This is a genomic window from Reyranella sp. (assembly GCF_044224635.1).
In the GTDB taxonomy this organism is placed as follows: domain Bacteria; phylum Pseudomonadota; class Alphaproteobacteria; order Reyranellales; family Reyranellaceae; genus Reyranella.
Window position 1 is genome coordinate 19563 of the sequence record NZ_JBGAKA010000068.1, and the last position, 18699, is coordinate 38261.

Sequence of the window (18699 nt, forward strand, 5' to 3'; positions counted from 1 at the left end):
AACTGGCCACTATAGTACGACTCTTGCATAGATGGCATTGCAGACATCCCGATGGCGTCCCTCAACTCGACCGCTCCCCGCCTCGCCTTCGTTTGTGCCCCGACGTCGACCGCCCGGGCGGCGCGCGACCGGTTGGTGCGCCGCTATGGCGCCGTGAGCCCGGCCCAGGCCGACATCATCGTGGCGCTGGGCGGCGACGGCCTGATGCTGCAAGCCCTGCACAGCAACATGCGTCGGCGCACGCCGATCTACGGCATGAATCTCGGCACCGTCGGCTTCCTGCTCAACACCTACAAGGAGCCGGGCCTGCTGCAGCGCCTCAAGAAGGCGCGCCAGGTCACGCTCACCCCGCTACGCATGGTGGCGACCAACAACCGCGGCAAGACCGCCGACGTGATCGCAATCAACGAGGTGTCGCTGCTGCGCTCGAGCCGCCAGACCGCCCGCATCGCCGTCGCGGTCGACGGGCGTCCGCGCCTGCCCGACCTCTATTGCGACGGCATCCTGGTGGCGACGCCGGCCGGCTCGACGGCCTACAACCTGTCGGCGCACGGCCCTATCCTGCCGCTCGGCGCGGGCCTGCTGGCGCTGACGCCGATCAACGCCTTCCGGCCGCGGCGCTGGCGCGGGGCGCTGCTGCCGCACCATTCCGAGGTCGAGCTCACCGTGCTCGACCCGCGCAAGCGTCCAGTTGCGGCCGCGGCCGATTCGGTCGAGATCGCCAACGTCGTCAAGGTCACGATCACCGAGGCGACCGATATCGCCCTCACCCTGCTGTTCGATCCCGAGCACGATCTCGAGGAGCGCATCCTCAAGGAGCAGTTCGATCCTTGAGTAGGCCGCAGCCGATCCCCTTCAAGCCCGAGAAGAAGCGCATCATCGGCCACGAGGGCCTGAAGCCGCTGCTGCTCGCCCTGGTGATCGGCACGCTCGGCGGCTTCGTCTTCGACTACCTGCGCATGCCGCTCGCCTGGATGCTGGGCGCCTGCGTGTTCTCGACGGTCGCGGCCTTCTCCGGCCTGCGCATCGGCATGCGCATACGCCTGCGCCAGGGCATGATCATCATCATGGGCGTGCTGCTGGGCGCCGGCTTCACGCCCGACCTCGTGCAGCGGCTCGGCCAATGGGCGGTCAGCCTCGTCGTGCTGACCGGCATGACCATGACCGGCGCGACGCTGAGCTACCTGTGGTTCCGCCGCTTCACTGACTGGGACAAGCCAACCTGCTACTTCGCCGCCATGCCGGGCGGGCTGAACGACATGACCATCATGGGCGGCGCCATGGGCGGCGAGGAGCGATCGATCGCCCTCGCCCACGCGTTGCGCATCCTGACGGTCGTGCTCACCATCCCGGTCTGGTACCGGCTGGTCAACGGCGCGCAGACCAGCGTGCTCACCATGACGCACGGCCCCTCGAGCTATGACTGGCAGGACTACGCCATCCTCACGGCGTGCGGCATCGCGGGCGCCCTCCTCGGCCGGCTGCTGCGCCTGCCGGCGAGCTTCATGATGGGGCCGATGATCCTGAGCGCCATCGTCCATCTCTCCGGCGTCACCGATTCCAAGCCGCCCGGCGAGCTTGTCGCCGCCGCCCAGATCGTCATGGGCACCGGCATCGGCTGCCGCTTCGTCGGCGCCGCGATCGATCGCCTGCACAAGGAGATGGCCGCCTCGATCGGCGCCGCGATCCTGCTGATCGTCTGTGCGGTCGTGTTCGCCAAGATCACCGTGGCCATCACCGGCCTCGACCTCGACGCCACAGTGCTGAGCTACGCCCCGGGCGGCTTCGCCGAGATGAGCCTGATCGGGCTGGCACTCGGCGTCGAGATCGCCATGGTGGCGACCCATCACCTCTTCCGATTGTTCCTGATCATCCTGACCGGCCCGTTCGTCTTCCGCTTCGGGCTCAGGCGCGAGCGGTGATCCCGCCGTCGACCACCAGCAGGTGGCCGTTGACATAGGCCGCTTCGTCCGAGGCGAGATACAGCGCGGCATTGGCAGTATCCCAGCCGGTGCCCATCTTGCCGGTCGGCGAGGCGCGGTCGCGGATGGCGATCATCTTGTCGTAGGCCTGGTTGTGGTCCTTCTCGCCGCGCGCGTACTGCTCGGCCAGGAAGTCGATCATCGGCGTGTGCATCAGGCCGGGCAGGATGGCGTTGCAGCGGATGCCCTTGTCGGCGTACTGCGAGGCGATGGCCAGCGTCAGCGAGTTCACCGCGCCCTTGCTGGCGTTGTAGGCGATGTAGGCGATGCCCTTGGGGCTGCGGATCGAGGCGATCGAGCTCACGTTCACGATGGCGCCCTTGCCCTGCTTCTCCATGACCGGCAGCACGTGCTTGGCGGTGAGGAAGAAGCTCTTCACGTTGACGTCGAACACGCGGTGCCATTCGTCCTCGCTGAGCTCGACCGGCCCGCCGGTCGAGCCGATGCCGACATTGTTGTCGAGCACATCGACGCGGCCCCATCTGGCGAGGCAGGCATCGACCATCGCCTTGACGTCGGCGTTCTTCGACGCATCGGCCTCGAAGGCCACCGCCTCGCCGCCGTCGTTGGCGATCAGGCCGACGGTCTCCTCGGCAGCGGCGCGCTTGCGATCGACGCAGAACACTTTCGCCCCCTCGCGGGCGAAGGTGACGGCCGTGCACTTGCCGTTGCCCCAGCCGGGCCCGATCGATCCCGCCCCGACCACGATCGCCACCTTGTCCTTCAACCTGCCGGCCATATGCCGCTCCTCCCTGCTATGCTCGCGCGCGTGAGCTTCTCCCCTCGTACGACATCGCGCCTCGTCTTGCGACCCATCGTGGTCGACGACTGGCCGGCGATCCATCGCTACATGTCGGATCCGTCGGTCACAGCTTGGCTTCCCGAGGGCATGCTCGACGAAGCGGGAGCGACGGCGTTCGCCGAGATGAATGCCGGCGACAATCCCAGGGAGCTGGCGATGCTGCTGGCAGGGTCCGGCGAATTCGTCGGGCACATGGTGTTCCATCCGTGGCTCGTGCCGCGCACCTGGGAGATCGGTTGGGTGCTCGATGCCCGGCATCAGCGGCAAGGCTATGCGACCGAAGCGGCGTGGTCGCTGCTCGCCTGCGCGTTCGAGGCGCTCGGCTGCCATCGCGTCATCGCGACCTGCCAGCCCGAGAACGTCGCCTCCTGGCGCGTGATGGAAAAGCTCGGCATGCGTCGCGAAGGCCACTTCCGCGCCTGCATTCCTCGCCCGACGGGCGACTGGTGGGACGAGTATTTCTATGCGCTCCTGGCGGAGGAGTATTTTGCCGTCAGGCAGCCTGGCTCAACAGCCCCCACCTCCTCCTGAGGACGGTTCCCGAGCCGCTTTTTTGTCGTCCTGAGCGCGGCGAAGGACCTCATCGCCGCCTGCCACAAACGTACTCTGGTGCTTCTGGCGATGAGATCCTTCGCTGCGTTCAGGACGACAAGAGTGGGTGTGTGCGCCCCGAGAAATCGAGGATGCCGGCCTTCACCCCCAGCAGCACCAGCCGCGACGCCGTGCCGGCGGGCCAGGGGCCGTCGTCGGTGACGTCGAGCCTGCGGCCCACGAGATGGACCACCGTGCGCCGGTCGGGAGAGTCGGCGAAGCGCAGGATGCCCTTGGCACGCAGCAGACCCGGGGCGTCGCGCAGCATCGCCAGCACGCTGGCGCGGTCGACCGGGTCGGGCCATTCGTAGGACCAGCTGGCGAAAACGTCTGCCGGCTCGCCGGCAGACGGGGCGCCGCGCTGCTCCAGGCCGAACAGGAGATCGACCGGCACGTCGGCATGCCGCGCCTCGAGGACCGGCGCCGGCGACCGGGTCGCGAGCCAGCCGCGCAGCAACGCCAGATCGTCGGCGAGATCGGTCTTGTTCAGCACCAGCAGATCGGCGGCGGCGAGCTGGCGGGTGATGGTATCGCCGATCCTCCGATCGGCGGCGCGCTGGCGCACCTCGCCGGCATCGACCATCACGATCACACCGTCGCGCTGCAGGCGCGGCTCGATCACCGCGAGATCGGCGATGCGGCCGGGATCGGCCACGCCCGACGCCTCGACGACGATGTGGTCGAAGCGCCGCTCGCCGTCGAGCAGGGCGAGCAGCGTCGTCACCAGCGAATCGCCGATCGTGCAGCACAGGCAGCCGTTGGCGAGCGCGATGGTGTCGCCAGCATGCTCGGCCACCAGCCGGCCGTCGATATCGAGGGCGCCGAAATCGTTGACCATGACGGCAAAGCGTCGCCCCGCAGCACCGCGCAACAGGCGATTGAGCAGGGTCGTCTTGCCGGCTCCCAGGAAGCCGCCGATGACGGTGAAGGGGATGCGCTCGCTCACGCCTTGCGCGCTTGGAAGATCCTGCCGCCCAGCATGGTGCCCCACACGCCGACATCCTTGAGCTTGTCGGGCGCGATCGCCAGCGGATCATCGTCGAGGATGGCGAAGTCGGCGCGCTTGCCGACGTCGATGCTGCCCAGCTCCTCGTCGAGCTTCAGCGTGTAGGCCGCACCGAGCGTGATGGCACGCAGCGCCTCGGCGACGGAGATCTTCTCGGCCGCGCCCAGGGTGCGGCCCGATGCGGTCAACCGGTTGACCGCGCACCAGGCGGTGAACAGCGGGCCGATCGGCGTCACCGGCGCATCGCAATGGATGGCGAACGGCACGCCGGTCGCCAGCGCCGTGCCGCAGGCGTCCATGCGCTCGGCGCGCTCCGGGCCCAGCGTCCTGGCGTAGTGGATGTCGCCCCAATAGAAGAGGTGGTTGGCGAACAGGTTGGCGCACATGCCGAGCGCCTTCATCCGGCGGAACTGGCCGGCGTCGGCCATCTGCGCATGCTGCAGGGTGTGGCGATGATCCCAGCGCGGCGCCAACGCCAGCGCGCGCTCGACCGCCTCGATCGCGACCTCGGAGGCCTCGTCGCCGTTGGTGTGGATGTGCACCTGGAAGCCGGCGCGGTGCCAGGCCAGCAGGAGGCGGTCGATGTCGTCCGGCCCGATGTTCCACACGCCGTTGGGCGTGCCGTCGTAGTAGCCGGGCCAGCGCATGCGCGCCGACAGGCCCTGGATCGAGCCGTCGGTCACGATCTTGACCAGCTGGAAGCGCAGCCGGTCGTTGTTGCGCTTCATCAGCGATTTTAGGCGGGCAATGCCCTCTTCAGGCGGAACGGAAGCGGCGGCGAAGGCCGGCAACAGGCGCAGCGGAAACTCCTCCGACGCGCTCGCCTTCAGGTACCCTTCGACGGTGCTGTCCGGCAGCTCGTTGTGCAGGTCGGTGGCGGTGGTGACGCCGGCGAGCTGGGCGACGCGCGCGAAGCGCCACACCGCCTGCTCGTCCGACAGCACCGCCGCCAGCTCGACGCCCGCGGCACGGTAGGCCATGTACTTGGCCGTCATTTCCTGAAGCTCGCCAGTCGGCTCGCCGTGCGCGTCCTTGACGATGCCGTGCACGTTGGTGCTGCGCGTGATGCCGGCCTTGGCCATCACCGCGCTATTGGCGTTGGCGACATGGAAGTTGGAATGGATGACGACGACGGGACGATCGGTCGAGATCCGGTCGGTGTCCGCGAGGTTCATCCGCCGGCCGCCGAAATAGATCGGATCGAACCCCCAGGCGAGCAGCGGCGCCCCCTTGGGCAGGCTCTTCTCGGCGACCTGCAGGGCGGCCACGACCTCGTCGATGCTCTTCAGGCCCTTGGAGCGCGCGCCGTCGGGACTGACGCGATCGAAATAGCCGACATAGGGAAACTTCCACACGCCGCCCTCGTAGGCGTGGCTGTGGCCCTCGACGAAGCCCGGCAGGATCACCTTGTCGGCAAAGCGCTCGTCGAGCTCGACCTTGCCCCAGCCGCGGAGCTCTTCGAGCGGACCGGCGCCCAGGATGCGCCCGTCGCGCACCGCGACATGGCTGACCGAGGGCCGGTCGGGATTCATCGTCAGGATGCGACGGGCCGAATAGACGGTGATGCTCATCTCGAAAACGCGCCTTCCCTGCGAACTGCCAATGGGCGCTTGCGGCGACTGCCCAACCCCACGGGATGCACCATAACACGCGCCCGGGCGGACGCCGCTTGGGCCGTCGACGCGCGGCTTGCGATGTGTCGCTTCCTGTCGTGGCAGTTCATCACGATGTCCGGCCGAATAGAACGACCCCTTTGCAAAGCCGCCCGAAGGGCGTGCCCATCATAAGAGTGAGGGAATTCGTTCGAAGATTTTTCGCGGCCGGATTGTGCGTCAGTTGCGTCAGTTGCGTCAGCGCCCTTTGGAATCAAGCACTTGCGACTGACGCAAGAAGAACCTCGAAGGTGATCTTGCGTCAGCCGGACGCTCTTGCGTCAGACGGGCACGCAGCGTTGGCCTCTCTCGCCCGCAGACGAACACCCCATTCGCCCGCGAGCCGCAGGCGCCGAAGCGGCCGAAAGCGACCTCGGCAACAACCGCGAACTTGCGCATGATCCATCCTCCCTGATGTCGCGCAGTCGCCGGCAACGATTGGTCGCCAGCCTCTGCCAAGCTAGGCGAGATCTTCCCGACGTCAATCCAGGTCCCGCGGAGTCGCGGCAAAAATCGCCCCAATCCGGTCCACGCAAGCCGAATTCTCACAGACGAATGCCCAGTGCCGTCAGCGCCGGGCAGTCTGCCGCGGCCTGCGCTTGCGCGCATGGTGGGTGAGAGCGAGCGCGATGCAGTGACCCAGCTCGCGCGACGGAGGCGTCTCGGTCGCATCGAAGACGATGGCCCGATTGCCCTGGAAGCGGAAGGTATCGGGATAGAGCTGGCGGAATTCTTCGACCAGGCCGCTCTGGCAGTGGAAGTAGATCGCATAGCCGTCGCCCGCCTTCAGGCGGTCGATGCGCACGGTGGTGCCGCTGCCGGACTCTTCCGTGAGATAACTGGGCTGGCCCCATTTCACCGTCTCGGTCAGCCGGCCGACGCCGTCGGTCTGCCGGGCGGTCTCGAGCACCAGCGCGCGCAGGGTCGCCAGGCGCTTGCGCACCGCCGGTGGATAGGTCTCGAAGATCGCCGCCACGCGGGCATCGGTGAATCGCCTCATCCGCACGACCTTAGCACGGGGGCTGGCGGCCCGGAGCGCGGCGTGGAATGCTGCCGAGCGAGGCAGGGCATTCGCGTATGGGCGCGCTTTTCATTCTCCTCCCCAGCAAAGCTGGGGAGGTGCCCCCGTAATCGGGGGCGGAGGGGTCATGGGCCGCAGTCCCGCTGCTCATGACCCCTCCGTCGCCGTATCGGCTTTTGGCCGCCGTGCGGCCAAACGCCTTTGACGGCGACACCTCCCCAGCAAAGCTGGGGAGGAAAAGGAGAGAGCGCCCATATGGAATGCCCTGCCCCGCGAGGGGAGCTTCAGGGGTCATCGCATCATGTTTCGTCGTACATTCATCGGCGCCGTGCCGCTCACGCTGCTCGCCGCGCCGCTCGCGGCACAGGCGTCGAAGAAGCTCGTCGTCTACACCTCCAACGACAGCACGCTGAACGACCTGGTGTTCGGCGATTTCCGCAAGGAGACCGGCATCGAGGTCGAGCCGGTGGCGGCCGGATCGGGCGTCGTCATGCGCCGCCTGCAGGCCGAGAAGGCGCGGCCGCTGGGCGACATCGTGTGGGGCGTCAGCCGCTCCCTGCTGCAGACCAACAAGGCGCTGTTCGAGCCCTACGCCTCCAAGAACATCGACGCCACGCCGGCCGAGTTCCGCGACCCGGACAATCTCTGGATCGGCAACAACCTGCATCTCCTGGTGATCCTGCAGAACACCAGGATGCTGCCGGCGGCCGACGGTCCGAAGAGTTGGGCCGACCTGCTCGATCCCAAGTGGAAGGGCAAGATCGCCTTCACCGATCCGGCCAACTCCGGCTCGGCCTACGCCACCGTCACCATGCTGGTCGATTTGTGGGGCGGCGGCGACGCCGGGTGGAAGAAGGTCGGCGACCTGTTCCGCAACATGAAGGTGCTGAACCGTTCGTCCCTGGTGTTCCAGGGCGTCGGCAACGGCGAGTATCCGCTCGGCATCTCGCTCGAGTATGCCGGCCCGCTGTGGGCGGCGGGCGGCGCGCCGGTCAAGGTGGTCTATCCCAGCGACGGCACCACGGCGTCGATGGAGGGCGTGGCCGTCATCAAGGGCGGCCCCAACACCGAGAACGCCCGGATCTTCGTCGACTACATCAACCGCAAGGCCGTTCGCGAGATGATCCTCAAGGCGACCTTCCGCCGGCCGACGCGCAACGATCTCGACCTCAGCAGCCTGCCCGGCGGCCTGCCGCCGCTGTCCCAGGTCAAGCTGGTCAACTACGACGAAGAGGGCTGGACCGAGAAGCGCGCCAAGACCCTGGAGAAGATCAAGGACGTCATCCAGGATTCGCGCTGAGTGGCCGAAATCGTCATTTCCGGCGTCAGCCGGAGCTTCGGGACAGTCCGCGCCGTCGACCAAGTCGACCTCACCGTCGGCGACGGCGAGTTCTTCACCCTGCTCGGGCCGTCGGGCTGCGGCAAGACCACGCTGTTGCGCATGATCGCCGGCTTCTGCGAGCTCGACCGCGGCGCGATCCGCTTCGGCCGCACGCGCATCGACCAGCTGCCGGCGCACGTGCGCGACATCGGCATGGTGTTCCAGAACTATGCCGTGTTCCCCAACCTCACCGTCGCCGGCAACGTCGCCTACGGCCTCAAGGCCCGCAAGGTGGCGGGCACGGAGATCGACAGGCGGGTCGACGAGGCGCTGGCCCTGGTCCAGCTCTCCGGCTACGGCGCGCGCTGGCCGCACCAGCTGTCGGGCGGCCAGCTGCAGCGCGTGGCCATCGCGCGCGCCCTGGTCATCCGCCCGCAGGTCCTGCTGTTCGACGAGCCGCTCTCCAACCTCGACGCAAGGTTGCGCGTCAACATGCGCACCGAGATCCGCGAGCTGCAGAAGTCGCTCGGCATCACCGCGATCTACGTCACCCACGACCAGGAGGAGGCGATGTCGGTATCCGACCGCATCGCCCTGATGAATGCCGGCCGGCTGGAGCAGGTCGGCGTCCCGGTCGACATCTACCGCCATCCGGTGTCGCGCTTCGCTGCCGAGTTCATGGGCACCACCAACCTGCTGGCCGGCAGCGCGCTGGACCGCGCCGGCGAGAAGCTGGTTTCGCTCAGGCCCGAGGCGCTGCGGCTCGCCGGCGACGCGCCGGCCGACTGGCCGCGGCTCGCCGGCACGCTGGCCCGCCTCGAGCTGCTGGGCCCGCTGGTGCGCCTCGACATGGCCCTGCCCGACGGCACGCTGGTGAAGGCCGCTCTGCTCGACCAGCCCGGCCTGGCGTTGCAGGCCGGCGCTTCGATCACTCTGGCCTACGACCCGGCGCGGCTCACGGTGCTGCCGTGACCTTGGCGATCCCGCACGGCAAGCGCCTGCCGCTCGCCATCACGGCGCTGGGCCTGCTGTTCCTCGGCCTGTTCCTGCTCTATCCGCTGTTCAACGTCTTCAGCGCCAGCCTGCTCGACGCCGACGGCGAGAAGCTCACCCTCGCCAACTACACCAGGATGCTGGGCCGGCCGTTCTATCGCACGGCCATCCTGAACACCCTGGGCATCGGCCTGGCCGCCACGGTGATCACGACGGCGCTCGCCGTGCCGTTTGCCTTTGCCCTCGCCCGCCTGCCCGTCCCGGGCAAGTCGGCGATCCTGGCGCTCGCCGCCCTGCCGCTGGTGCTGCCGTCGTTCGTCAGCGCCTACGCCATCGTCCTGCTGCTCGGCCGTTCCGGCATCGTCACGCGCTGGCTGCAGTCGTGTGACATCGGCTTCGGCTCGATCTACGGCGCCGGCGGCATCGTGCTGGTCTACACGCTGACGCTCTATCCCTACGTCCTGCTGCCGACCATCGCTGCCTTCAAGGCGGTCGACGTCTCGATGGAGGAAGCAGCCCAGGGGCTGGGCTCCTCGCCGCGCCGCACCGTGTGGACGGTGACCCTGCCGATCGTGCTGCCGGCGATCCTGGCCGGCGCGCTGCTGGTCTTCATCGAGACCCTGGAGAATTTCGGCGTGCCGTTCGTGCTGGCCGAGGACATGCCGATCTTCGCCGTCGAGGCCTTCAAGCTGTTCATCGGCGAGACCGCCCCCAATCCCGCCTCGGCCGGCGTTTTGGGCGTGCTGCTGATCCTGACCACAGCGGCAGTCCTGCTGGTCCAGCGCCGCTTCCTGTCGGCCCGCCGCTTCGCCACCAACGCCCGCCAGGCGCCGCCGATCCTCAAGATCGGTCGCGGCCTGCAGGCGGCGGCGACGCTCTACTGCTGGACCATCGTCTTCCTGGCCCTGGTGCCGTTCCTCGCCATCATCGTACTCTCCTTCATGGAGTTCCGCGGCCCGGTGCTGCATCCCAACTTCAGCCTGGCCAACTTCGCCGCGCTGTTCGACCGCTCGCTGCGGCCGCTGTTCAACACCCTGCTGTTCGCCAGCCTGGCGGCGCTCTGCGTCACCCTGGTCGGCGTGCCGATCGGCTACACGGTGACGCGCTTCCGTTCCGGCATCGCCACCCTGCTCGACGTCGTCGCCACCCTGCCCTTCGCGGTGGCGGGCACGGTGCTGGCGATCGGCTTCGTGGTGTCGTTCAACAGCGGCTTCCTGGTGCTGACGGGAGGGCCGCTGATCCTCGTGCTGGCCTACAGCGTGCGCAAGGTGCCGTTCGCCGTGCGCTCGGCCAGCGCCATCGTCCACCAGATCGACGCCTCGCTCGAGGAGGCCTCGGTGAGCCTCGGGCGCTCGCCGCTGCAGACCTTTCTGCGCATCGTCGTGCCGCTGATGCTGGGCGGTATCCTGAGCGGCGTGGTGCTGACCTGGGTGACGGTGGCGTCCGAGCTCAGCGCCACGGTGGTGCTCTACAGCGGCCCGTGGCGCACCATGACGGTCGTGATGTTCCAGGCGCTGGAAGGCAGCGGCGCCGGCCTCGCCACCGCCGCCGCCTCGACCGTGATCGTCGTCACGCTCGTGCCCATCTTGTTGCTCTACCGTCTGGTCCGGCGATACGAGCTATCGATGCTCTGACAAGACCAAATCCCGGGAGGACATCATGCGTCGTCGCGTTTTCATCGGCACTGCACTCGCCGCAGCCGCGGCCCAATCGGTGGCGGCAGGGCCGGCTGCTGCCCAGGAATGGCCCAGCAAGCCGCTGCGCATCGTCATCCCCTATCCGCCGGGCGGGCCTTCAGACGTCTCGACGCGCATCGTCGTCGAGCGCGCGGCGCAGATCCTCGGCCAGCCGGTCATCTTCGACAACAAGGCGGGCGCGTCCGGCATGATCGGCGCCGAGTACCTGAAGAACCAGACGCCCGACAGCCACACCTTCCTCACCACCACGACGGCGATGGTCTGCATCACCCGCCATCTGCAGCCGATCCCGTTCGACCCGGAAAAGGACTTCCTCACCGTGTCGCGCATGGCGACGTCGTGGGGCATCATGGCCATCCATCCCTCGGTGCCGGCGCGCACGCTCGCCGAGTTCGTGGCCTACTGCAAAGCCAACCCCGGCAAGGTCAATTTCGGCTCGTCCGGCCTCGCGACCATCACCCACCTGTTCGGCGAGCGGCTGTGCTTCGAGGCCGGCATCAAGATGACCCACGTGCCCTATCGAGGCAGTGCCCCGGCCACCAACGCCCTCGTCGCCGGCGAGGTCCAGGCCCAGTTCGACCAGACCTGCCTGCCGCACGTGAAGGCGGGCAAGCTGGTGGGCCTCGCAATGCTGTCGGAAGTGCGCCATCCCGATTTCCCGGAAATCCCAACCCTGATGGAGCAGGGCTACGGCAAGGACGGCGGCGATTCGTGGTTCGGCATCCTGGCGCCCGCCGGCACGCCGCCGGAGGTCGTGGCCCGCCTCGACAAGGCGATTGCCGAGTCCCTGCGCTCGCCCGACATCGCCCAGAAGGCGCACGCCGGCGGCTTGCGCGTGACCTACCTCGGCCCCGCCGACTTTCGCACCACCATCACCAACGAGACCAGGATGTTCGGCGAGATCATCACCAAGGGGAACATCAAGATTTGAGCTTCAATGACCCGTCATCTTCCGGACCGCAAGCGTCTCGCTCGCTCATGAATCTTTGCTGGAAGCGCGCCACTCTGTGGCGCTCTTCTCATATTCCTCCCCAACGAAGTTGGGGAGGTGTCCGCGTAATCGCGGACGGAGGGGTCATAAGTCACGTGAGGGGGCCTATGACCCCTCCGCCCCGTATGACGGGGCACCTCCCCAGCGAAGCTGGGGAGGAGGATGACAAGAGCGCCTCAGAGTGGCGCGCTCCCAGCATGAGCGAGGGAGACGCTCGCGGTCCGGAAGAGCATGAGTTCAATTCCTTTTCCGATCCATGAACATCCGATCCGTCTCGCCGGCGAGCACGCCGCCCAGCAGCATTCCCTTATAGAACGGCGCGGCGTCGATCACGGCCTGTGCCCTGATGTCGATTTGGCTGATTCCGGCGCGGCGGATGGCGTCGATCGACGAGGCGAAGACCGTGCCGCCGATGCCGGCCCAGGCCAGGGCGCTCATGCACATCGAGCACGGCTCGCCGGTCGTGTAGAGCACGCACTGGGCCCAGTCACGGTTGCCGTGCAGGCGGACGTAATCATTCATGCAGGCGATCTCGCCATGCAGGATCGGATTGGCGCGGCCGTCATTGACGCCGCGGGCGACGATCTCGCCGCTGTCCGCCCGCGCGATCACCGCTCCGAACGGGTAGACGGGATTCTTGCGCGCCTCCTCGATCGCCGCGCGCATCGCCTTCTCGTGCTGCTCGCGCGAGATCGGCGGCAGGGCGGCGCGCGCCGGACGGCCGCCGGGCAGGCACACCAGGGCTCCGGCGGACAGCAGGAGCGCGCGCTTGGAGATCATGCCTTCAGCTCCCCATCGGGTTGATTGACGAAGATCGCGACGGCCAGCAGCGTGATGTAGAACCGGAACGCCGCTTCCTGGCCGTTCCAGCGCTTCGACTGCCACATCTCGAACCATTCACCGCCGACAACCATGAAGCCGCCGAACCATAGCAGGAAGCCCACGCCAACTCCGACCATGACGAGACACTTTGCGGCGTTGAACGTCCCGGCAGGGCCACGCAACCCTGCCGCGAGTCGCAGGGTGGACCAGGCAAGCAGAAGCCCGGTCACCGCCTCCGCGGCGATGATCGCCCAATAGGCCACAGCCCACACGGTGGGGCTGGTGATCGCCCGCCACCTCAACGCATTGCCGGGAAAGGTCGTGTCCATGCTGAGCGTATGGCGCACGAACTCGTAGTTCGTGCCGTAGTCGATGACGTTGTCGACGGCAACCAGCAACGCGAAGATCGCTGTTGCGGCGACCATGACGACCTTCACCAGCCGGACCGCCAGCACCACGTCGAGCCTCCCCGCATCAGCCGCCACGAGGGGGCCTTGAAGTAGTGTGAAAGTGGACTATCTGTCCAGTGTAGTCCAATACTGGATTCTCATATGTCTATCCAGACGCATCCGCCATTGGCAATTGACCGCAAGAGGCTGTCCGGCCCTGCCCTTCGCACTTTCTTCCGTATCGCCGAGCTTTGGGACCTGTCCGTCGACAAGCAGATGATCTTGCTCGGCATCGCCGCCCGCTCGACCTACTTCAAGTGGAAGAAGGACTCGAACGCCGTTCTGCCAAAGGACACGTTGGAGCGCATTTCCTATATCCTCGGCATCTACAAGGCGCTCCAGACACTGCTGCCCGACGAGAAGGCCGCCGATTCCTGGGTGAAACGCGCCAACGCGGCGCCCCTGTTCGGCGGCCGATCTGCTCTCGATCGCATGCTGTCGGGCCACGTCTCCGATCTTTTCGTTGTACGGCAGTATCTCGATGCCCAGCGTGGCGGCTGGGGTTGAGCCCTCCTGTCACCCAGGTCACCTGGAGACCGGGTTGGCGAATCATCCCCAGCCGGTTTCCGCCCATCCAGCTGTTCGAGCGTGTGACGGATCCCGGCGACCTCGAGGCGATCTTTGCCGTCGAATCCCTGACGAACCCGCGGTTGAGGGACGAGGTCGGCGACATCTTTCTCGTCCCGCCGGAGGATCGCGTCAGCGGCCCCGGCTCCAGCGTCATCATGGCGGCGTTTACGCACCTCAACCCAGAGGGCAGCCGCTTCGCCGACGGCACCTATGGCGTGTTCTATGCCGCAGACGCTCTGGATACAGCCATCGCGGAGACGACGCATCATCGCGAACGCTTCATGCGCGCCACCGGAGAGGGCCGCATGGAGCTCGACATGCGCGTCTATCTCGTCGACCTGAGGGCGGCGCTGCACGACCTGCGCAGCCGAAAAGCTGAGTATCCGCTCGTCTACCACGACGACAACTATGCAGCCGCACAGCATCTGGCGGCAACGCTGCGCAAGGACGGCTCGAACGGAATTGCCTACGACAGCGTACGTCGTCGGGACGGGCAGTGCGTCGCCGTGTTCCGCGCCCGCCTGCTGTCGAACTGCCGCCAGGAACGGCATCTCTGCTACGTGTGGGATGGGCGGCGCGTCAGTTCTGTGTACGAAAAGTGGGCGCTTGGTGAAGGCACATGAGCACGCGCTTCGACGACATTGATGTAACAGTGACCTCGCATCTACGATGAGGATCGGACCGGGGTTCGACGCGACTGCAGTGATCAGCGTTGAGGATTTGGCGTTCTTGGCGTGGGAAAACCATGAACGAGGAGACGGGGATGCGTATCGAATTGACAAGTGACCGCACGGCACGCCACCGGGCGGCCATGGGTCTCTACCTGGAACTATCAGCCTATAGCAGCGAGCAACTTGGGGATGCGTGCTTCCCGGCATGTCAGTCGCGCCAACGCTGCATTGGCACATTCGTTCGACTCATTGTCGGAGATCGACGAAGTCCACCTTAGCCCGTTGCTTCAGCCATTCGTTCTGGCGGCCCACGCTCCCGGCACCAACCGCGACAGTGCCAGCACGGCGAGCAGGCCGCCACCCGCGGCAACGAAGGCAAAGCGATAGCCGGCGAGGAAACCTTCGATGCCGGTGAGCTCGCCGGCGCCATGCGCCTGCAGGGCGGTGAGGACCGAGGCGCCGCTCACGATGCCCAGCGTGCGGGTCAGGAGCGCCAAGCTGCCGGCGACGCCGCGGTCACGCTGCGCCAGGGTCGCTGTCACGATGTCAGTGTAGGCCACGGTCAAGAGCCCCTGGCCGATGCCCTCGAGGATCAGAAGCACCGCCACGACGACCAGCGGCGTGGCGGCATCGGTGAAGCCAAGCGGCAGCAGGCCGAGACCGACGAACGCGACGCCGACGAATGCCGTCGGTCGCTGGCCGATCCGGCGCACCAGCCAGGCCGACAAGGGTGCGCCCGTCAAGCTGCCAGCATAAGCCAGGGCCAGCACCAGGCCACTCATCAGCGCAGACAGCTTCAGCACGTTCACCAAGTAGTACGGCGTCAGCAGCAGGATCGAGAAGCCCGCGAGATTGGCGAGCGCATTCATGGCGTTGGGAACGGCGAAAGCCGGATCGGCGAACAGGCCAGGCCGGATGATCGGCTCCGGCACCTGTCCGGCGCGACGCACATAGAAGAAGAGCAGGACGAGCGCGGCGACGAACAGCGCAGCCGGCCACAGCCCCGGGACCTCGCGACGCTGCGACAGGACGAGCGACAGCAGGAGCGTGCTCATGCAGAGCGCAAGCAGGACTGCGCCCAGGGCGTCGAACGGCCGCGGATTGGGTTTCGGCGCGGGCAGCAGGCCGGACAGCGCGAGGGCGGCGAGCGCGATCGGCACACGCACCCAGTAGACCGCAGGCCAGCCCCACAGCTCGACCAGCGCGCCGCCAAGGAAGGGGCCGACAGCCGACGCGATCGCCATGCTGCTGGCAAAGCCTGCGAGGGCTCGCGTGCGGGCGCTCTCCGGATACAGCGAGGTCGCGAGCGCCGGCGTGCAGGAGAGCGCCAGCGCCGTGCCGATGCCCTGGCTGGCGCGCGCCCACAGGAAGAGCGGCCAGTCAGGCGCCGCCGCGCACGCCGCGCAGCCGATCGCCGAGATCGCCAGCCCGGTGCGGAAGATCAGGCGATGGCCGAACAGATCGCCCAGCTTGCCGCACACCAGCATGAGCGAGCCGTAGACCAGCACATAGCAGATCACCAGCCACTGGACGTCGCCCAGCACCAGCCGGAAGTGGCGGGTGATGTCGGGCAGGGCGACGTTGACGGCAATGTCGAGCGGAGCGAGCGAGGCGCCCAGCCCGACGATGGCGAGCCCGAAAGCTGGCCGCGTCAGAGGTGCTTGCCCAGGAACGCCATGGTGCGCTGCCACGCCTGCTGGGCCGCGGTCGCGTTATAGGCGGCGCTGGTCTCGTTGGCGAAGGCGTGTGCCGCGTCGTAGCGGAAGATCGACGGCTTGTTGCCGGCGACCGTCATCGCCTTCTCGAAGTCGTTGACGAGCTGCGGCGTGCACCAATCGTCGGTGTTGGCGAAGTGACCTTCTATCGGGATGGTGATCTTGGCCGGATCGGCGAGCTGCCCCGGCGGGATGCCGTAGAACGGCACGCCGCAGGCGATGCCCGGCACGCGCGCCGCCGCAGCGATGGTGAGCGCGCCGCCCAGGCAGAAGCCCATCACGCCGACCTTGCGGCTGCTCGCCGCGAGATGCTTGACCGCGCCGGCGATGTCCTGGTCCGACGCGCCGACGAAATCGAGGCCGGTCATCAGATGGTTGGCCTCGTCCGGCTTCTGCGTCACGCGGCCCTTGTAGAGGTCGGGCGCCAGCGCGTTGTAGCCGGCGGCGGCGAGCCGGTCGGCGATGCCCTTGATCTGGTCGTTCAGGCCCCACCATTCCTGGATCACGATGATGCCGGGCTTTCCGGCGCCCGCCTCGGCCAGATAGCCTTTGCAGGTCGAGCCGTCGGGACGCTTGAAGTCGATCATGCTGCCCATGTCGCGATGCCCTTGATCTGGTCGTTCAGGCCCCACCATTCCTGGATCACGATGATGCCGGGCTTTCCGGCGCCCGCCTCGGCCAGATAGCCTTTGCAGGTCGAGCCGTCGGGACGCTTGAAGTCGATCATGCTGCCCATGTCTTTCTCCTCCTTCTTTGCGTGTCGAAGGCAACTTCAACTGCCTTGGATGCGAAACAGCAATGGCCACGGACGAATTTAGCCACAGATGAACACAGATGAACACAGATGAAGACGGGGCCGTCAGACTCGGAGCAAGACTCTCCGAATCGCAAACACCGGACTTGCCGAAGTCGAGCAGCGGGCATAGCGGCCGCCCGGTTATCTCGAGATCGTTCAGGCACTGCGCCAAGTGCACATCGTCAATAGCGCAAGCGTGCTTCAGCTCGATCGACACGAGCGAGTCGGCGAGTTACGACCCTTGCGTGTCGCTGCTCATCCAAGAGCCCTGTCACTCGCAGGCCGTGAGCCAGAACAAGTCTCACGGGGATCACGGGAAGGCCTGCGCACAAGGACGGCCCCAACTGTCCCATCATGGTGCCAGGCAGCGAAAAAGTGGCTTAGTCGATCACCTCGTCTGCCAACGCGAACAGCGGTGTTGGCACCGTGAGATCCAACGCTTTCGCGGTCTTCAGGTTAATGGTGAGCTTGAATTTCATGGACTGCCCGATAGGGATGTCGGCGGCCTTGGTACCGCTCAGGATCTTCGCGACCTGTGCGGCCGCATGGCGGAAGATCTCGTGAGTGTCTGGGTGGTAGGAAATCACGCAACCTGCAGCGCCCCAGTTTTCACTGCAGGTAGTCGGCAGGCGATGGCGCATAGCCATCTCCATGATCCTGGTGCTCCACGAGTGCAGCACCGGGTCAGCAGACAGAAAGAGCGCGGCGTCGCCGCCACCGGCCAGCGCGTCGATCTTGGGCTCCAGCTCGTCGAGGCTATCGACAAACAGATCGACCACCTCCAGACCGACGCTCGCAGCATCGCTTGCGATCTTCGCCATCCTCGCCGCGCGATTGTCTGGCGTGTTGTTGTAGGCCCAGGCGTTTGGCGCATAGGCGACGAACCCAATGCGGCGGACGGTCGGCGCGGCGTTGCGCAGGAGCTGCCACGTCTTGGCGTAGCTCTGCTGGGAGTTCATGCCTGTCACGTTGGGGTCGTGGTCGACGAGGCCTTTTACGATCCCCCGTTCGACGACATTGCCGGCGTTGAAAAAAACGATGGGTATGGTCCTGGTCGCCCGCATGGCCGCTGCCAAGGGTGCCGTTCCCCCGACCGTGATCAGCACATCGGGTCGCGTGGCAACGAGCACCTCAGCCAGAGCCGGGTATCGGGACGCATCGCCCTCGGCGCTGCGTATATCGATGATGAGGTTCTTTCCCCCGACGTAACTTCGCTCCTGCAGGGCGTCGCGAAAGGCGGCAGGAGGCCCTGTCCATTTCTCGAGCGGCGGGGCGACCCAGCCTGGCCGGCCAAGCCACATCCACGCGACGCGATAGACCCGGCCTGGTTCCTGGGCCGAGGCCACGCAGACATGGACCATCAGACAGAGGATGACCCATGAAATGGCTGAAGTCAGTGACCGCATGACTCCCCCGGTTGTAGTCACGCGCGAATCTCATACCATGCTGTCCGCAAGGCTGACACACGAATCGATGGACCCTAAAGCAGCTTGCGCAGCTCGGTCTTGAGGATCTTGCCGTAGTTGTTCTTCGGCAATGCCTCGACGAACCTGTAGTCCTTCGGCCGCTTGAAGCGGGCGATGTTGTCGAGGCAGAGCTGGTCGAGCTCGCCCGGCGCCG

At 66.8% G+C, this 18699-nt stretch carries 18 protein-coding genes and 1 pseudogene; 9 read left to right on the top strand and 10 right to left on the bottom strand.

What is annotated here, in order from left to right:
* Nucleotides 1-51: 51 nt before the first annotated feature.
* Together ACILR9_RS35030 and ACILR9_RS35035 are read left to right on the top strand one after the other, a co-directional pair.
* Nucleotides 52-834, top strand: a complete 783-nt coding sequence (locus tag ACILR9_RS35030; protein WP_395714628.1) for an NAD kinase — start codon at nucleotides 52-54, stop codon at nucleotides 832-834.
* Nucleotides 831-1922, top strand: coding sequence for an AbrB family transcriptional regulator (locus ACILR9_RS35035; RefSeq protein WP_395714629.1), 1092 nt, complete (start codon nucleotides 831-833; stop codon nucleotides 1920-1922). Before ACILR9_RS35030 ends, ACILR9_RS35035 begins: the two co-directional genes overlap by 4 nt.
* Here ACILR9_RS35035 and ACILR9_RS35040 read toward each other — a convergent pair.
* Entirely contained in the window at nucleotides 1906-2721 is an 816-nt protein-coding gene (locus ACILR9_RS35040) for an SDR family NAD(P)-dependent oxidoreductase (RefSeq protein ID WP_395714630.1), read from the bottom strand. The two genes, ACILR9_RS35035 and ACILR9_RS35040, sit on opposite strands and share 17 nt — an antisense overlap.
* 18 nt (nucleotides 2722-2739) lie before the next feature.
* On the opposite strand from ACILR9_RS35040, the gene ACILR9_RS35045 reads away from it, so the two are divergent.
* A complete protein-coding gene (locus tag ACILR9_RS35045) occupies nucleotides 2740-3315 on the top strand; it encodes a GNAT family N-acetyltransferase (protein WP_395714631.1) in 576 nt (191 codons plus the stop codon).
* Nucleotides 3316-3424: 109 nt separating this feature from the next.
* Here the strand turns inward: ACILR9_RS35045 and ACILR9_RS35050 are convergent, their stop codons facing one another.
* The 3 genes from ACILR9_RS35050 to ACILR9_RS35060 form a co-directional block, all read right to left on the bottom strand.
* Entirely contained in the window at nucleotides 3425-4321 is an 897-nt protein-coding gene (locus ACILR9_RS35050) for a CobW family GTP-binding protein (protein WP_395714632.1), read from the bottom strand.
* Nucleotides 4318-5952, bottom strand: coding sequence for an amidohydrolase (locus tag ACILR9_RS35055; RefSeq protein ID WP_395714633.1), 1635 nt, complete (start codon nucleotides 5950-5952; stop codon nucleotides 4318-4320). Before ACILR9_RS35055 ends, ACILR9_RS35050 begins: the two co-directional genes overlap by 4 nt.
* Before the next feature lie 649 nt (nucleotides 5953-6601).
* The gene (locus tag ACILR9_RS35060; protein ID WP_395714634.1) at nucleotides 6602-7033 is read right to left on the bottom strand and encodes a DUF1801 domain-containing protein; all 432 of its coding nucleotides are present in this window, start codon (nucleotides 7031-7033) and stop codon (nucleotides 6602-6604) included.
* Between the two features lie 322 nt (nucleotides 7034-7355).
* Between ACILR9_RS35060 and ACILR9_RS35065 the strand changes: the two genes are divergently transcribed.
* From ACILR9_RS35065 to ACILR9_RS35080, 4 genes are read left to right on the top strand one after another with little or no spacing between them, the layout of a single operon-like run.
* Nucleotides 7356-8354 (top strand): extracellular solute-binding protein, encoded by a 999-nt coding sequence (locus ACILR9_RS35065; protein ID WP_395714635.1) that lies wholly within the window; start codon nucleotides 7356-7358, stop codon nucleotides 8352-8354.
* On the top strand, nucleotides 8355-9347 hold the full coding sequence (locus ACILR9_RS35070) for an ABC transporter ATP-binding protein (protein ID WP_395714636.1): 993 nt from the start codon (nucleotides 8355-8357) through the stop codon (nucleotides 9345-9347).
* Nucleotides 9344-11002: an ABC transporter permease gene (locus tag ACILR9_RS35075; protein ID WP_395714637.1), complete on the top strand. Its 1659-nt coding sequence runs from the start codon at nucleotides 9344-9346 to the stop codon at nucleotides 11000-11002. The genes ACILR9_RS35070 and ACILR9_RS35075 overlap by 4 nt, the downstream gene beginning before the upstream one ends.
* 25 nt (nucleotides 11003-11027) lie before the next feature.
* Nucleotides 11028-11996 (top strand): Bug family tripartite tricarboxylate transporter substrate binding protein, encoded by a 969-nt coding sequence (locus tag ACILR9_RS35080; protein ID WP_395714638.1) that lies wholly within the window; start codon nucleotides 11028-11030, stop codon nucleotides 11994-11996.
* A 297-nt stretch (nucleotides 11997-12293) separates the two neighbouring features.
* On the opposite strand, the gene ACILR9_RS35085 is transcribed toward ACILR9_RS35080, so the two are convergent.
* Entirely contained in the window at nucleotides 12294-12836 is a 543-nt protein-coding gene (locus ACILR9_RS35085; protein ID WP_395714639.1) for a nucleoside deaminase, read from the bottom strand.
* On the bottom strand, nucleotides 12833-13330 hold the full coding sequence (locus ACILR9_RS35090; RefSeq protein WP_395714646.1) for a DUF2165 family protein: 498 nt from the start codon (nucleotides 13328-13330) through the stop codon (nucleotides 12833-12835). Before ACILR9_RS35090 ends, ACILR9_RS35085 begins: the two co-directional genes overlap by 4 nt.
* Nucleotides 13331-13429: 99 nt before the next feature.
* On the opposite strand from ACILR9_RS35090, the gene ACILR9_RS35095 reads away from it, so the two are divergent.
* The gene (locus ACILR9_RS35095) at nucleotides 13430-13834 is read left to right on the top strand and encodes an antitoxin Xre-like helix-turn-helix domain-containing protein (protein ID WP_395714640.1); all 405 of its coding nucleotides are present in this window, start codon (nucleotides 13430-13432) and stop codon (nucleotides 13832-13834) included.
* Entirely contained in the window at nucleotides 13831-14520 is a 690-nt protein-coding gene (locus tag ACILR9_RS35100) for an RES family NAD+ phosphorylase (protein WP_395714641.1), read from the top strand. Before ACILR9_RS35095 ends, ACILR9_RS35100 begins: the two co-directional genes overlap by 4 nt.
* 335 nt (nucleotides 14521-14855) lie before the next feature.
* Here ACILR9_RS35100 and ACILR9_RS35105 read toward each other — a convergent pair whose 3' ends face one another.
* From ACILR9_RS35105 to ACILR9_RS35120, 4 genes and pseudogenes are all read right to left on the bottom strand, one after another.
* A complete protein-coding gene (locus ACILR9_RS35105) occupies nucleotides 14856-16259 on the bottom strand; it encodes an MFS transporter (protein WP_395714642.1) in 1404 nt (467 codons plus the stop codon).
* Complete coding sequence (locus ACILR9_RS35110; protein WP_395714643.1) at nucleotides 16220-16879, bottom strand: dienelactone hydrolase family protein; 660 nt, start codon at nucleotides 16877-16879, stop codon at nucleotides 16220-16222. The genes ACILR9_RS35105 and ACILR9_RS35110 overlap by 40 nt, the downstream gene beginning before the upstream one ends.
* A gap of 5 nt (nucleotides 16880-16884) precedes the next feature.
* Nucleotides 16885-17019, bottom strand: a pseudogene (locus tag ACILR9_RS35115) (dienelactone hydrolase family protein); the annotation flags it as partial.
* Between the two features lie 440 nt (nucleotides 17020-17459).
* Nucleotides 17460-18485 carry an ABC transporter substrate-binding protein gene (locus tag ACILR9_RS35120; RefSeq protein WP_395714644.1) on the bottom strand — a complete coding sequence of 342 codons (1026 nt, stop codon included), beginning with the start codon at nucleotides 18483-18485 and terminating at the stop codon, nucleotides 17460-17462.
* Nucleotides 18486-18699 lie beyond the last annotated feature (214 nt).

Coding starts and splice junctions, on each gene's coding strand:
- ACILR9_RS35030 (WP_395714628.1), top strand. CDS start 52: ATGGCGTCCCTCAACTCGACCGCTCCCCGCCTCGCCTTCGTTTGTGCC.
- ACILR9_RS35040 (WP_395714630.1), bottom strand. CDS start 2,721: ATGGCCGGCAGGTTGAAGGACAAGGTGGCGATCGTGGTCGGGGCGGGA.
- ACILR9_RS35045 (WP_395714631.1), top strand. CDS start 2,740: ATGCTCGCGCGCGTGAGCTTCTCCCCTCGTACGACATCGCGCCTCGTC.
- ACILR9_RS35055 (WP_395714633.1), bottom strand. CDS start 5,952: ATGAGCATCACCGTCTATTCGGCCCGTCGCATCCTGACGATGAATCCC.
- ACILR9_RS35060 (WP_395714634.1), bottom strand. CDS start 7,033: ATGAGGCGATTCACCGATGCCCGCGTGGCGGCGATCTTCGAGACCTAT.
- ACILR9_RS35065 (WP_395714635.1), top strand. CDS start 7,356: ATGTTTCGTCGTACATTCATCGGCGCCGTGCCGCTCACGCTGCTCGCC.
- ACILR9_RS35080 (WP_395714638.1), top strand. CDS start 11,028: ATGCGTCGTCGCGTTTTCATCGGCACTGCACTCGCCGCAGCCGCGGCC.
- ACILR9_RS35085 (WP_395714639.1), bottom strand. CDS start 12,836: ATGATCTCCAAGCGCGCGCTCCTGCTGTCCGCCGGAGCCCTGGTGTGC.
- ACILR9_RS35095 (WP_395714640.1), top strand. CDS start 13,430: ATGTCTATCCAGACGCATCCGCCATTGGCAATTGACCGCAAGAGGCTG.
- ACILR9_RS35110 (WP_395714643.1), bottom strand. CDS start 16,879: ATGGGCAGCATGATCGACTTCAAGCGTCCCGACGGCTCGACCTGCAAA.
- ACILR9_RS35120 (WP_395714644.1), bottom strand. CDS start 18,485: ATGCGGTCACTGACTTCAGCCATTTCATGGGTCATCCTCTGTCTGATG.